Here is a 13,153-nt window from a genome sequence, read left to right as displayed (position 1 = left end):
ACGCTCATCACCTTTCGTTAAAACTGGATCGCTTCAATTTCAATTTTGGCGTCGACTTCTTCTTTGGCCACTTTGCCTTGTGCCATCAACTGACGCGCATTCTGTTCCATGGTTTGCATGCCGTGCGCAGCCCCTGTTTGGATAATGGAGTACATCTGTGCCACTTTATCTTCACGGATCAAGTTACGAATGGCCGGCGTTGCCATCATGATTTCATTACACGCCACTCGGCCTCCGCCAATCCGTTTCAACAATTTCTGTGCGATAACGGCGCGCAATGATTCAGAAAGCATTGAGCGCACCATGTCTTTGTCGCTGCCAGGGAACACATCGATAATACGGTCAATGGTTTTGGCTGCACTACTGGTGTGTAGCGTACCAAACACCAAGTGGCCCGTTTCGGCCGCAGTGAGTGCTAGGCTGATGGTCTCTTGGTCACGCAACTCACCCACCAAGATAACGTCTGGATCCTCACGCAATGCGCTGCGCAGAGCATTTTTAAAACTGTGGGTGTCGCGATGAACTTCGCGTTGGTTAATCAAACATTTCTGATTTGGGTGAACAAATTCAATCGGATCTTCAATGGTCAGGATGTGTTTGTTGTAGTTGCGGTTAATGTAATCCACCATCGCAGCCAAGGTGGTGGATTTCCCCGAACCTGTTGGTCCAGTGACCAACACTAAGCCTTTCTCGCTTTTCGCAATTTTTTCAAAGATCTGCGGGCACTCTAGATCTTCCAGTGTCGGTATTGTCGTTGGAATGGTACGAAACACCGCAGAGCAGCCGCGAGATTGGTTGAAGGCGTTAACACGAAAGCGACCAACGTTTGGCAATTCAAAGGAAAAATCGACTTCCAGCTTCTCTTCAAATTCACTGCGCTGTGAGTCATTCATGATCTCAAAAACCAAGCGATGCACATCAGCATGACTAAATGCAGGCACACCAAGCTTTCTTACATCACCATCTATGCGTACCATAGGAGGCACACCTGCAGAAAGATGTAGATCTGACGCATTATGCTTTACACTAAAATCCAGTAACTCAGTGATATCCATTATTTTTCCCTTAAAAGAATTGCGATGAACAGTATTCAACAAAACATTGAACAGATCACCACACAGATTCACGCCTCTACGCAAAAGTGTGGACGAGCTCCAGACTCAGTGCAACTTTTGGCGGTGAGCAAAACCAAACCTGTCGAGGCGATTCTAGAAGCGTTTCAGGTCGGCCAACGAGCGTTTGGTGAGAACTACGTGCAAGAAGGTGTAGAAAAAGTCCGTTTTTTTACCGAAAACCATCCAGAGATGCAAATCGAGTGGCATTTTATCGGTCCCATTCAATCGAATAAAAGTCGCTTAGTGGCGGAGCACTTTGAGTGGGTACACACCATTGATCGTGACAAAATCGCTCAACGTTTAAATGATCAACGCCCAGCCGAGCTCCCACCGCTGCAAGTGCTGATCCAAGTGAACACCAGCGGCGAAGCCTCTAAGTCAGGCGTATCCAGTGAGGAAATATTTGCACTTGCTGAGTTGATTTCTACCCTCCCGAACCTCACGTTAAGAGGGTTGATGTCAATCCCTGAGAACGTCGATGACCACGCATCTCAGCTGGCTGCATTCCAACCGCTTACTGAGCTACAACAACGTTTGGTTCAACGCTATCCAAGCGTGGACACTTTATCGATGGGCATGAGCGGCGACATGGATGCCGCCATCGAATCAGGTTCAACCATGGTGCGTATTGGCACCGCCATTTTTGGCCATCGCGATTACAGCAATAAAGCGTAACTCAGCGACTTTTACTTACTAGCGGAACAGAAATATGGAACATAAGAACATCGCTTTTATCGGTGCTGGCAATATGGTGAGAGCCATTGTCTCTGGCTTAGTGGCAGACGGTTACCCTGCCGATAAAATCACTGCCACCGCACCCAGCGAGACGCGTCGTTTACCCCTTGAGCAGCAGTTTGGCATTCAGACCACCAGCGATAATCTCATGGCAGCAACGCAAGCAGACGTGATCGTCCTTTCTGTCAAACCGCAAATGATGGAAGAGGTGTGCAAACCGCTGCAATCCGTCGATTTCTCCAATAAGCTGGTTATTTCGATTGCCGCAGGCATCAATTGCGCACGATTAAATGACATGCTCGCCACTCAACTCAACTTAGTGCGCGTCATGCCCAATACCCCATCACAACTCGGGTTAGGCATGAGCGGCTTATATGCACCAGTCTCAGTGGCCGAGCAAGATCGCCACTTTGCCGAGCAGTTGATGCAAGCGGTCGGCAAAACCTGCTGGGTCGATGAAGAATCGGGCATTAACCACGTTATTGCGGCGGCAGGCAGTGCTCCAGCGTACTTCTTCCTCTTTATGGAAGCCATGCAAGCTGAAGCGATGGCGCAAGGGTTTGATAAACAAACCGCTCGTTTACTGGTTCAACAATCCGCATTGGGGGCGGCCAGTATGGTGGTGGAAAACCCAGACACCGAACTGGCGACTCTGCGCGAGAACGTCACCTCGAAAGGAGGGACCACCGCCGAAGCATTGCGCACTTTCAATGAACATCAACTCTCTGATATCGTAGCTAAAGCCATGCAAGCGGCAGTGGCTCGCGCGCAAGAGATGGAAAAACTGTTTTAATCACCTGGCTGCTTAGCAGCTCTACGTTTTAAGGGGCATCTATGAATGCAATGAGTTTTCTGATTTCGACGCTGTTTGATCTCTATATCATGGTCGTGATATTACGAATTTGGCTGCAAGCCGCGCGTGCGGATTTTTACAATCCATTTTCGCAGTTTATCGTCAAAGCAACCCAACCCGTGATTGGCCCGCTGCGCCGTGTGATTCCATCCATTGGTAGCCTAGACCTAGCAACCGTGTTGTTTGCCTACGTCTTATGTGTGTTGAAGTTTGTTGCGCTGATCCTGATTGCTTCTGGTGGTTCCGTCACCTTTAGTGCCGATTTCCTCTACCTTGGCCTACTGTCACTGGTGAAAGCCGCAGGTGGTCTGTTGTTCTGGGTGCTATTGATCCGTGCGATTCTGAGCTGGGTGAGTCAAGGTCGCAGCCCTATCGAATACGTGTTCCATCAATTAACTGAACCTATGCTGGCACCGATTCGTCGTATTTTGCCCGCCATGGGGGGCTTTGACTTAAGCGTGCTGGTGCTGTTCATCGCACTGCAATTTGCCAACTTCCTGATGGGCGATGTGATTGGCCCGATTTGGTATCAGTTGTAATGAACCCAGCGGTTTGGCTTGATGGTGAGGATGTGGTGCTTCGTCTCTACATCCAACCCAAAGCAAGTCGTGATAAAATCCTTGGCTTGCATGGTGATGAACTGAAAATTGCCATCACCGCGCCCCCCGTCGATGGGAAAGCAAATGGGCATTTAACCAAGTTACTGGGTAAGTGGTTTAAAGTTGCTAAAAGTCTGGTCACGATAGAAAAAGGAGAACTCGGACGGCACAAACAAGTGCGTGTTCACGCTCCACAACAAATACCAGACGAAGTGAAAGCCATCTTGTGATGGCTTTTTGTTTACCGCCAATAACGAGTAAGGAAGTCTACAATGAACAAATGGATGGTTGCGTTACTGAGTTGTCTGATGGCTCTACCAACATGGGCAGAACAATTCAAAACCATTAAAGATGCGGAAGTGCATTACATCGCATTCAATTCCACCTTTTTAACCGCCAAAGTGGCGAGAAGCTATGGGCTAAAACGTAACGAATACAGTGCCATTATCAACATCAGTGTGTTGGACAAAAGCCGTGTAGGAAAACCAGCACTCGACGCCACAATATCCGGCCAAGCCAAGAATTTACTCGGCCAAATTCGTACTCTGGAATTTAAGCGTGTCCAAGAAGGAAGCGCGATTTATTATTTAGCGGAGTTGCCGATCAGCCACGAAGAGACCCTGACCTTCGATCTGGATGTCAACGCAGGCATCAAAGGCGCAGGCAAACTCAAATTTACCCAAAAGTTTTATGTTGAAGAATAACGAGAACACCATGAAAAAGATCGTATTAGCCACAGGTAACCAAGGCAAAGTTCGCGAAATGGCAGACCTACTTGCCGATTTCGGTTTTGATGTCGTCGCACAAAGCGAATTCAATGTGTCTGAAGTGGCTGAAACGGGCACGACTTTCATTGAAAATGCCATCATCAAGGCGCGTCACGCCGCTAAAGAGACCGGGCTTGCAGCGATTGCGGATGATTCAGGTTTAGAAGTGGATTTTCTTCAGGGCGCTCCTGGGATTTACTCTGCACGTTACGCAGGAGAGAAAGCCTCAGATCAAGAAAACTTAGAAAAGCTCTTAAAAGCGATGGAAGGTGTGCCAGAAGCAAAACGTACCGCGCGTTTCCATTGTGTGTTGGTACTGATGCGCCACGAAAACGACCCGACCCCCATTGTCTGCCACGGCAAATGGGAAGGCCGTATCTTAACGCAAGCACACGGTGACAACGGCTTTGGCTACGATCCAATCTTCTTCGTCCCAGAAGACAACTGCGCTTCTGCCGAGCTTGAACCTGTGCGCAAGAAACAACTCTCTCATCGTGGTAAAGCATTGAAACAGCTTTTTGCTACGCTCCGTGAACAACCTTTAGTATAAGGTGCTCGCATGTTAACGCCCCCAGCACTCAGTTTGTATGTTCACATCCCATGGTGTGTACAAAAGTGCCCTTATTGCGACTTCAACTCTCACGCACTCAAAGAGCAGATCCCAGAGCAGATGTACATCAATGCGCTGCTGGAAGATCTTTACCGTGACATCGAAAAGTATCAGCTTCACCGCGCGCCAAGACCACTGCACTCGATTTTTATCGGTGGAGGCACACCAAGCCTCATCTCAGCAGAAGGCATTCGAGATCTTTTGCAAGGGATCGAAAAACGCATTCCCTTTACGCCTTCGATCGAGATCACCATGGAAGCCAATCCCGGCACCATCGAAGCTGAGCGCTTTGCGGGCTATCGCAAAGCAGGGGTCACGCGCATCTCCATCGGTGTACAAAGTTTTGAGCAGCAAAAACTTGAGCGTTTGGGGCGTATTCATGGCCAAGATGAAGCAGTGAACGCCGCGAAACTGGCTCATCAAATTGGCTTGAACAGTTTTAACCTCGATCTCATGCACGGTTTGCCCGATCAAAGCATCGAACAAGCTCTGGCCGATCTAGACAAAGCGATTGAACTTAATCCGCCTCATCTTTCTTGGTATCAGCTCACTATTGAGCCAAATACCATGTTCTACTACAAACCGCCGGTTCTCCCCGACGACGACCAGTTGTGGGACATCTTTGAGCAAGGCCATCAAAAACTCACACAAGCGGGATACGTGCAGTATGAGATTTCCGGTTACAGCAAACCCGGTTATCAATGTCAGCACAATCTTAACTACTGGCGTTTTGGTGATTACTTAGGGATTGGCTGTGGCTCACACGGCAAACTGAGCTTTACTGACGGTCGCATCATTCGCACCACCAAAATTAAGCACCCGAAGGGCTACTTGGCGGCGCATCAAAATATGGTCAAACCCTATCTTGATAGCGAACAGTTGGTCGAAGAGATCGATCGACCGTTCGAGTTCTTTATGAATCGCTTTAGATTGATGGAAGCGTGCCCTAAACAAGATTTCATTGACACAACAGGGCTACCACTGAGTTTTATCGAGACAACCATTCAATGGGCCGTTGAGATGGGCTATTTGAATGACAACGAAACCAGTTGGCAAATCACAGAGAAAGGTAAGCTGTTCCTAAACGACTTGCTCGAAGCGTTTATGGCTGAAGAGAGTTAAGTAAGGACGCTACGCTTCGAGATGAGAGAAAGGACTTCGTCCTTCGAGAAGCGAAACAACACTAAGCTCGATAAATGACAAAAGGGTTGGCGCACGGACACCAACCCTTTCCTTTTTTCGTGAAATCACTTCTTTAGAAAATCGAACGCCCAATTCGCTCAGAAAGCAACTCTAGCGCTTTCGTACCCGCTAACGAGTTTCCTGACGGGTCTAACTCTGGTGACCAAACCGCAATGGTCATATCCCCCGGCACGATGGCGATGATCCCACCGCCCACGCCCGATTTGCCTGGCATCCCCACACGATACGCAAACTCCCCCGCCCCATCGTACAAGCCACAAGTTGCTAATAAGGCATTGAGCTGTTTGGTTTGCACAGGGCTAATAACGCGTTGGTCTGTGTGTACCGACACGCCTTTATTGGCTAAATAACTAAAGGTCTTCGCCAAATCGACGCAACTCATTTTCAATGCGCAAGCATGGAAGTAGTTGTTCAAAACCGGGATCACTTCGTTCTCAAAATTGCCAAATGAACGCATCAGATAGGCAATGGCCGCATTGCGGTCACTGTGCATCATTTCAGAGGCAGCCACCACTTTGTCGTAACAGATATGCGTTTCACCAGAAAGCTGGCGGACAAATTCCAGCAAACGCTGGCGTGGCGCAGATAAACGGCTGGCGAGCAGATCGGCCACCACAATCGCCCCCGCATTAATGAACGGGTTGCGCGGAATCCCCTGCTCCATTTCTAACTGAATCAGCGAGTTAAACGCCTGTCCAGAAGGCTCCTTGCCCACTCGACGCCAAATTTCGTCCGGCTGATACAGGCCCATGGCGAGGGTTAAACTCAGCGCTTTAGAAATGGATTGAATCGAGAACGCCTCATCGGCATCTCCCGCTTTGATCACCTCACCTTGATTGGTGTACACCGCGATAGCAAGCTTATGTGCCGGCACTCTGGCCAAAGCAGGAATATAGTTGGCGACTTTCCCACGCCCAATCAAAGGGCGAACTTCATGCAAAATTTCGTTGAGCAGTTCTTTTGTTGGCTTCATGACAGACTTTACCAAACCATTATTGTGTTTATTGTAGGGTCAAAAAAGCCAACATTTCTCAATGTTGGCTCTTCTTTTTCGCAGTGTGCTGATTTTATAAAAACCAGTCAAACAATAAATCCGCGATTAGCTCACTCGCTTAAATTTAATATCCCACACACCGTGGCCGAGACGATGGCCACGCGCTTCGAATTTGGTCAGCGGACGCTCTTCAGGGCGTGGAATATAATCACCTTCTTCGGCAATGTTGCGGTAACCTGGCGCTTGGTTCATGATTTCAATCATGTGCTCAGCGTAGTTTTCCCAATCCGTCGCCATATGGAAGATGCCTTCATTCGGGATCAGCTTTTGACGAACCATTTCCGCAAACTCAAGCTGTACGATACGACGCTTGTGATGACGCTTTTTGTGCCATGGGTCTGGGAAGAACAATTGCAAAGTGGCTAGGCTGTCGTTCGGAATCATGTGCTCAAACACTTCAACCGCATCATGACACATCACACGCAGATTGCTGATGCCCGCTTCACGAGCGTCTGACAGACACGCACCAACGCCAGGGCTGTGCACTTCAATACCAAAGAAGTTCTTTTCAGGGGCATTTTTCGCCATTTCAACCAAAGAAGCGCCCATACCAAAGCCAATTTCAAGCACGACAGGATTATCGTTACCAAATACCTCTTTCCAATCAAGAAGTTGCTTTTGGTAATCGATGCCCATTGTTGGCCAGCACTCTTTCATCGCATTTTCTTGACCTTTGGTTAAACGGCCTTCGCGACGAACAAAACTGCGGATTTTGCGGATCAGCTTGCCGTCTTCATTGTATTCGTTAGTGGTGACTTCACTCATGGATTCTGCCTGCACATTGATTAATCAAAGCGGGGATTATCCAAAGAATTTTCTTTGGTGCAAGTGTTATCAATAAAAACCATTATCCCCACACTTTGTCGGTTGTACTTTCATCACAATCTGTGGTGCAATTTTGCCTACAAATAATAGAACACAGAGCATGTCGTGACACCTTTTGCCAGCGCCATTTTGAAATGGTATGACGCCTACGGAAGAAAAAACCTTCCTTGGCAACACAATAAGAGCGCCTACAGCGTTTGGTTATCGGAAATTATGCTGCAACAAACGCAAGTTGCGACCGTGATTCCCTATTACCAACGTTTTTTACAGCGCTTTCCGACCGTGGTTGATCTCGCCAACGCCGAGCAAGATGAAGTGCTTCATCTATGGACGGGGTTAGGCTACTACGCTCGCGCACGCAATCTGCACAAAGCCGCGAAAATGGTGGCTGAGCAATATCATGGTGAATTTCCATTGGAACTGGAGCAGATGAATGCGCTGCCGGGGATTGGCCGCTCTACCGCCGCTGCCGTGCTCTCTTCCGTTCACAAACAGCCACATGCCATTCTTGATGGCAATGTGAAACGCACCTTATCTCGCGCCTTTGCCGTTGAAGGTTGGCCTGGGCAAAAAACGGTCGAAAACCAATTGTGGCAATTAGCGGAAGCACATACCCCCAATACCGATGTCGATAAATACAACCAAGCGATGATGGATATGGGGGCAATGGTCTGCACACGCAGCAAACCCAAATGCACATTGTGCCCTGTGGCCGAGCTATGCCAAGCCAACAAACAAGGTAACCCGCTGGACTACCCCGGTAAAAAGCCTAAAAAAGAGAAACCCGTTAAAGAAACGTGGTTTGCCATGCTGCACTACAACAATCAAGTGTGGTTGGAACAAAGGCCACAAAGTGGTATTTGGGGCGGATTGTTTTGCTTTCCGCAAAATGAGCATGCACAACTTGAAGCACTGCTCGAGAAGCGAGGCATAAAAGAGGGTGACATTCGCACACAAAACACCTTAATTGCTTTTCGCCATACTTTTAGCCATTACCATCTCGACATCACTCCGATTTTGCTGGACCTATCAAAGCAACCTGACATGGTGATGGAAGCCAGCAATGGTCTTTGGTATAACTTAGCCAATCCCGAAGAAGTTGGGTTAGCGGCTCCCGTCAAACAATTGCTGGAGAGCTTGCCCCATGAACTTCGTTAATGCTTTATTTAAGGAGTCATTATGAGCCGCACTGTGTTTTGTGCTCGTCTAAACAAAGAAGCTGATGGTTTAGATTTTCAGTTGTACCCAGGAGAGCTTGGAAAGCGCATCTTTGACAACATTTCTAAAGAAGCTTGGGGTCAGTGGCAGCATAAGCAAACCATGTTGATCAATGAGAAAAAGCTCAACATGATGGATCCTGAACACCGCAAATTGCTCGAAACTGAAATGGTCAACTTCCTCTTTGAAGGTAAAGAAGTCCATATCGAAGGTTACACACCACCGAGCAAATAATCTGGTTTTCTTCATGGTTAATCAATGACATCATAGCCAACGCTTTGGTGTCATTTTTTTAGGTTTGAATGGGTAAACGATGAAAAAGTTTGGGTATTTTTTAGCTGCATTGCTCTTAACCGGTTGTAGCCGCGAATTTATCGAAAACATCTATGACGTCAATTACCAACCGACCAACCGCTTTGCTAAAAATCTCGCAGAGCTGCCAGGACAATTTGAAAAAGACACGGCAGCACTGGATGCTTTGATCAACAGCTTCTCAGGCAATATTGAAAAACGCTGGGGGAGCCGAGAAGTAAAAATGGCAGGCAAAAGTAACTATGTGAAATACATAGACAATTACCTCAGCCGAGCCGATGTCAACTTTAGCAATGGCACCATCCTCATTGAGACGGTTTCACCCACAGAACCCAAACAGCACCTGAAAAATGCCATTATCACTACCTTGCTAACTCCAGATGATCCGGCCAATGTCGATCTTTTCTCCTCCAAAGAGATCCGCTTGGAAGGGCAACCTTTTCTCTACAATCAAGTGTTGGATCAAGACAAACAAGCTATCCAGTGGACTTGGCGCGCCAATCGCTTTGCCGATTATCTGATCGCCAATAAACTCAAGACACGTACGGTTGATTTTAAGAAAGCCTACTACGTTGAAATTCCCATGGTGGCAGACCACGTAGACAAACGCAGTTATAAATACGCCGATATCGTACGCCGCGCCTCAACTAAGTACGACATTCCCGAAGATCTGATTTACGCCATCATCAAAACCGAAAGCAGCTTCAACCCCTATGCAGTGAGCTGGGCCAACGCCTATGGTTTGATGCAAGTGGTGCCCAAAACGGCTGGGCGCGATGTGTTCAACTTGGTTAAAAATCGCAGTGGCGAACCCAGTCCGGAATATCTCTTTAACCCAGAAAACAATATCGACACCGGAACGGCCTATTTTTATCTGTTGAAAAATCGCTATCTGAAAGAGGTCAATCATCCAATATCTCTCGAATATTCGATGATTTCAGCCTACAACGGTGGTACAGGCGGTGTACTCAACACCTTTAATCGCAACGATCGAAAACGCGCAATGCGCGATCTCAACGCATTGCAACCTAATCAAGTTTATTGGGCATTAACCAAAAAACACCCCAATGCGGAAGCTCGTCGCTATCTAGAAAAAGTGACCAAATTTAAACAAGATTTTAACCAAGGTACGTCGCTTTAGTTGACGTGCGTCTACTTTCTCAACACTCGCGTTTTTTTTTGAACTTTTTTCTAAAAATCGGTTGACGAGAGAATCAAAAATCCGTTTAATAGCGCTCCGTTGCCCGGATAGCTCAGTCGGTAGAGCAGAGGATTGAAAATCCTCGTGTCGGTGGTTCGATTCCGCCTCCGGGCACCACAATTTCAAATCGTTGGTGCTAAATGTACGAGCGATAAAAAAATATAGTGTGCCGACTTAGCTCAGTAGGTAGAGCAACTGACTTGTAATCAGTAGGTCACCAGTTCGATTCCGGTAGTCGGCACCATTTACAACGTTGTCTTGCATGCAAGAAACACAGAATAGTTCCTCCTTAGCTCAGTCGGTAGAGCGACGGACTGTTAATCCGCAGGTCGCTGGTTCGAGCCCAGCAGGAGGAGCCACTTTCAAAGCCAAGTCGAAAGACTTGGCTTTTTTCTTTTCTGCAATTTGTTTCCCTGTTAGTTCATTATTTTTCTTCCATTTATACTTTTTTCACGCCATAAATTTAATCGCGATCATGCTTTAAGACTAAGCTGCTATTTGTTTCAGTCGTGCTACATTAATATTTCGTTTCAATTAAACGGACAAACTAAGCATTTGCCGTGTTCATTGTGACTACAATATGAGCATTACTATGAAACTTAAGACACAAGCTTATTTATTATCGGGAATTATCTTAATTGCCCTCCTCGCGTTAACCGCTACTGGCCTTTGGACACTGAGGGTTGCCAGCAATCTAGATAACAAAGCACGAGTAACCGAACTCTTTCGCAGCGCTTATAGCATCCTGACCGAAGTCGAGAAAATGGCTGTTGAAGGCAAAATGCCCGAAGACGAAGCCAAAGCACTGGCCACTCGACTACTGCGTAATAACATCTACAAAGACAATGAGTATGTTTACGTCGCTGATGAAAAAATGATCTTTATTGCCACTCCATTAGATCCACAACTTCATGGCACCAGTTTTCATGATTTTCGTGATGGTAATGGCAACAGTGTTGGCCAGTTAATCCTAGATGTGCTTGGCCGAAAAACAGGCCAACTGGTGGAATATACTTGGACGCAAAAACTGGCCGATGGCTCGATTGAAGAAAAACTCTCGATCGCAGAACGAACGCCGCATTGGGGTTGGGTGGTCGGTACCGGCATCGGCTTCAATGAGGTCAATGCCCGTTTTTGGTCAACGGCTCAATGGCAGCTATTTCTTTGTCTGGCGATTGCTGGCGCAATTCTGGGTGGATTGATTGTATCCATCAACAAAATGCTCAATCTGCTAGGTGGCGAACCAAATGATGTGAGAAACGCGGTGCAAGACGTGGCGAAAGGAAAAATCCAAACCACATTTGATACCCAAGCACCTCAAGGCAGCATATACCAAGCCGTGCAAGAGATGAGCCGATCTTTGGCTGAGATGATCACCAACCTTGAGCGTTCTATGTACGCATTGCGTGGTGAGTTGGCCTCGGTTGAAAGTCGTTCTGACGCGATATCTAACCTGACCACAACTCAGCAACAATCGACCGCGATGATTGCAACTGCGATGACGGAAATGGCATCGTCCGCCAACCATGTCGCTGATTCTGCCAGTGATACTGCCAACAATACGGATGAGGCGGACAAGCAAAGCAAGCATACGCAAGTTTTGATCAGAAATACCGTCACCAATATTCAGGGGCTAGCCCAACAACTTGGTACCGCAAGCCAAGCGGTGGCAGATCTTGATCAAGACGTGAACAATATCGTGAAGGTCCTCGATGTGATCGGAGACATTGCAGAGCAAACTAACTTACTGGCCCTCAACGCTGCCATTGAGGCCGCTCGTGCGGGCGAGCAAGGAAGAGGTTTTGCCGTCGTCGCGGACGAAGTACGTAATCTTGCAGGAAGAACCCAATCCAGCACTAAAGAGATCCAGTTGATGATCAATAACTTGCAACAAGGTTCTCGCAACGCCATCCAAACCATGGAAGTGTGTGCCGAAACAAGTCAAAGCACGGTGGTGGAGTCTCAAAATGCCTCAGAGGCGCTGCAACAAATCGTACTGGCACTCGAGTCAATTAGCACGATGAGTCAACAAATCGCAACCGCTGCCGCAGAGCAGACAGAAGTCAGTGATGACATTGCTAAACGCATAAACATGATCGAAGACAGCGGCAATCAGTTAACAACCGTAGTGACAGAGAGTCATAACAGCACTCGTAGCCTAGCAACGCTGGCAAACCAATTGGAAAATTGGGTTACTAAGTTTTCCGTAAAGCGATAAGCTCACGCTGATTTAACGCAAAGCACGCTTTAAAGCGTGCTTTTTTTATTCGATAGCAACGCAAACTCACTTGCTAATATGAGAAATTCGCATCGCTCAGATGTCTATATACTGTACTTCGATCGTTTAAAACGAATAAAAACACCTCATTGCGGGCATAAAATCAGCAAACGATATTTTTTTTCTATTTTTATATTGACCTAGAAAGCGAAAAACCGTTTAATACACCTCGTCGCCCGGATAGCTCAGTCGGTAGAGCAGAGGATTGAAAATCCTCGTGTCGGTGGTTCGATTCCGCCTCCGGGCACCACGAATTTAAAGTCGTTGGTGCTTAACGTACGAACGACAATTTAAAAAGAATATAGTGCGCCGACTTAGCTCAGTAGGTAGAGCAACTGACTTGTAATCAGTAGGTCACCAGTTCGATTCCGGTAGTCGGCACC

At 47.4% G+C, this 13,153-nt stretch carries 14 protein-coding genes and 5 tRNA genes; 16 read left to right on the top strand and 3 right to left on the bottom strand.

The genetic code is table 11. The features are described 5' to 3' along the window. Nucleotides 1-17: 17 nt before the first annotated feature. Complete coding sequence (locus LZU85_RS11110; protein WP_176299740.1) at nucleotides 18-1,055, bottom strand: type IV pilus twitching motility protein PilT; 1,038 nt, start codon at nucleotides 1,053-1,055, stop codon at nucleotides 18-20. A 24-nt stretch (nucleotides 1,056-1,079) separates the two neighbouring features. On the opposite strand from LZU85_RS11110, the gene LZU85_RS11105 reads away from it, so the two are divergent. Genes LZU85_RS11105 through hemW form a run of 7 tightly spaced genes read left to right on the top strand, consistent with a single transcriptional unit; the run spans nucleotide 1,080 to nucleotide 5,801 of the window. Continuing rightward, the gene (locus LZU85_RS11105; protein ID WP_237287108.1) at nucleotides 1,080-1,790 is read left to right on the top strand and encodes a YggS family pyridoxal phosphate-dependent enzyme; all 711 of its coding nucleotides are present in this window, start codon (nucleotides 1,080-1,082) and stop codon (nucleotides 1,788-1,790) included. Nucleotides 1,791-1,824: 34 nt separating this feature from the next. Continuing rightward, entirely contained in the window at nucleotides 1,825-2,643 is an 819-nt protein-coding gene (gene proC, locus LZU85_RS11100) for a pyrroline-5-carboxylate reductase (protein WP_039554700.1), read from the top strand. Between the two features lie 41 nt (nucleotides 2,644-2,684). Next, on the top strand, nucleotides 2,685-3,242 hold the full coding sequence (locus LZU85_RS11095; protein ID WP_013571095.1) for a YggT family protein: 558 nt from the start codon (nucleotides 2,685-2,687) through the stop codon (nucleotides 3,240-3,242). Then, nucleotides 3,242-3,532: a DUF167 family protein YggU gene (gene yggU, locus LZU85_RS11090; RefSeq protein ID WP_017789833.1), complete on the top strand. Its 291-nt coding sequence runs from the start codon at nucleotides 3,242-3,244 to the stop codon at nucleotides 3,530-3,532. Before LZU85_RS11095 ends, yggU begins: the two co-directional genes overlap by 1 nt. 42 nt (nucleotides 3,533-3,574) lie before the next feature. Continuing rightward, a complete protein-coding gene (locus tag LZU85_RS11085; RefSeq protein ID WP_011079457.1) occupies nucleotides 3,575-4,006 on the top strand; it encodes a DUF4426 domain-containing protein in 432 nt (143 codons plus the stop codon). A gap of 10 nt (nucleotides 4,007-4,016) precedes the next feature. Beyond that, a complete protein-coding gene (locus LZU85_RS11080; protein WP_047108899.1) occupies nucleotides 4,017-4,619 on the top strand; it encodes an XTP/dITP diphosphatase in 603 nt (200 codons plus the stop codon). Between the two features lie 9 nt (nucleotides 4,620-4,628). Next, complete coding sequence (hemW, locus tag LZU85_RS11075) at nucleotides 4,629-5,801, top strand: radical SAM family heme chaperone HemW (RefSeq protein WP_237287107.1); 1,173 nt, start codon at nucleotides 4,629-4,631, stop codon at nucleotides 5,799-5,801. Nucleotides 5,802-5,934: 133 nt separating this feature from the next. Here hemW and glsB read toward each other — a convergent pair whose 3' ends face one another. Then, complete coding sequence (gene glsB / locus LZU85_RS11070; protein WP_237287106.1) at nucleotides 5,935-6,855, bottom strand: glutaminase B; 921 nt, start codon at nucleotides 6,853-6,855, stop codon at nucleotides 5,935-5,937. Nucleotides 6,856-6,981: 126 nt separating this feature from the next. Further along, nucleotides 6,982-7,701, bottom strand: a complete 720-nt coding sequence (gene trmB / locus LZU85_RS11065; RefSeq protein ID WP_224657194.1) for a tRNA (guanosine(46)-N7)-methyltransferase TrmB — start codon at nucleotides 7,699-7,701, stop codon at nucleotides 6,982-6,984. Nucleotides 7,702-7,866: 165 nt separating this feature from the next. Between trmB and mutY the strand changes: the two genes are divergently transcribed. The 9 genes from mutY to LZU85_RS11020 all read left to right on the top strand — a co-directional run bounded on the left by mutY (nucleotide 7,867) and on the right by LZU85_RS11020 (nucleotide 13,151). Further along, nucleotides 7,867-8,919 carry an A/G-specific adenine glycosylase gene (gene mutY / locus LZU85_RS11060; protein WP_017789828.1) on the top strand — a complete coding sequence of 351 codons (1,053 nt, stop codon included), beginning with the start codon at nucleotides 7,867-7,869 and terminating at the stop codon, nucleotides 8,917-8,919. Between the two features lie 21 nt (nucleotides 8,920-8,940). After that, nucleotides 8,941-9,213: an oxidative damage protection protein gene (locus LZU85_RS11055; protein WP_011079450.1), complete on the top strand. Its 273-nt coding sequence runs from the start codon at nucleotides 8,941-8,943 to the stop codon at nucleotides 9,211-9,213. Between the two features lie 79 nt (nucleotides 9,214-9,292). Continuing rightward, nucleotides 9,293-10,432 carry a membrane-bound lytic murein transglycosylase MltC gene (mltC, locus tag LZU85_RS11050; RefSeq protein ID WP_237287105.1) on the top strand — a complete coding sequence of 380 codons (1,140 nt, stop codon included), beginning with the start codon at nucleotides 9,293-9,295 and terminating at the stop codon, nucleotides 10,430-10,432. Between the two features lie 101 nt (nucleotides 10,433-10,533). Continuing rightward, a tRNA-Phe gene (locus tag LZU85_RS11045) sits at nucleotides 10,534-10,609 on the top strand. A 51-nt stretch (nucleotides 10,610-10,660) separates the two neighbouring features. Beyond that, nucleotides 10,661-10,736, top strand: a tRNA-Thr gene (locus LZU85_RS11040). Nucleotides 10,737-10,775: 39 nt separating this feature from the next. Next, nucleotides 10,776-10,851, top strand: a tRNA-Asn gene (locus LZU85_RS11035). A gap of 233 nt (nucleotides 10,852-11,084) precedes the next feature. Continuing rightward, the gene (locus LZU85_RS11030) at nucleotides 11,085-12,710 is read left to right on the top strand and encodes a methyl-accepting chemotaxis protein (RefSeq protein WP_237287104.1); all 1,626 of its coding nucleotides are present in this window, start codon (nucleotides 11,085-11,087) and stop codon (nucleotides 12,708-12,710) included. A gap of 234 nt (nucleotides 12,711-12,944) precedes the next feature. Beyond that, a tRNA-Phe gene (locus tag LZU85_RS11025) sits at nucleotides 12,945-13,020 on the top strand. A 58-nt stretch (nucleotides 13,021-13,078) separates the two neighbouring features. After that, nucleotides 13,079-13,151: transfer RNA gene (locus LZU85_RS11020), tRNA-Thr, on the top strand. Nucleotides 13,152-13,153: the final 2 nt, after the last annotated feature.

The organism is Vibrio floridensis (assembly GCF_021852965.1).
In the GTDB taxonomy this organism is placed as follows: domain Bacteria; phylum Pseudomonadota; class Gammaproteobacteria; order Enterobacterales; family Vibrionaceae; genus Vibrio; species Vibrio floridensis.
Note: the sequence above shows the minus strand (reverse complement) of the source record. Positions and strands in the feature narration are given on the sequence as shown.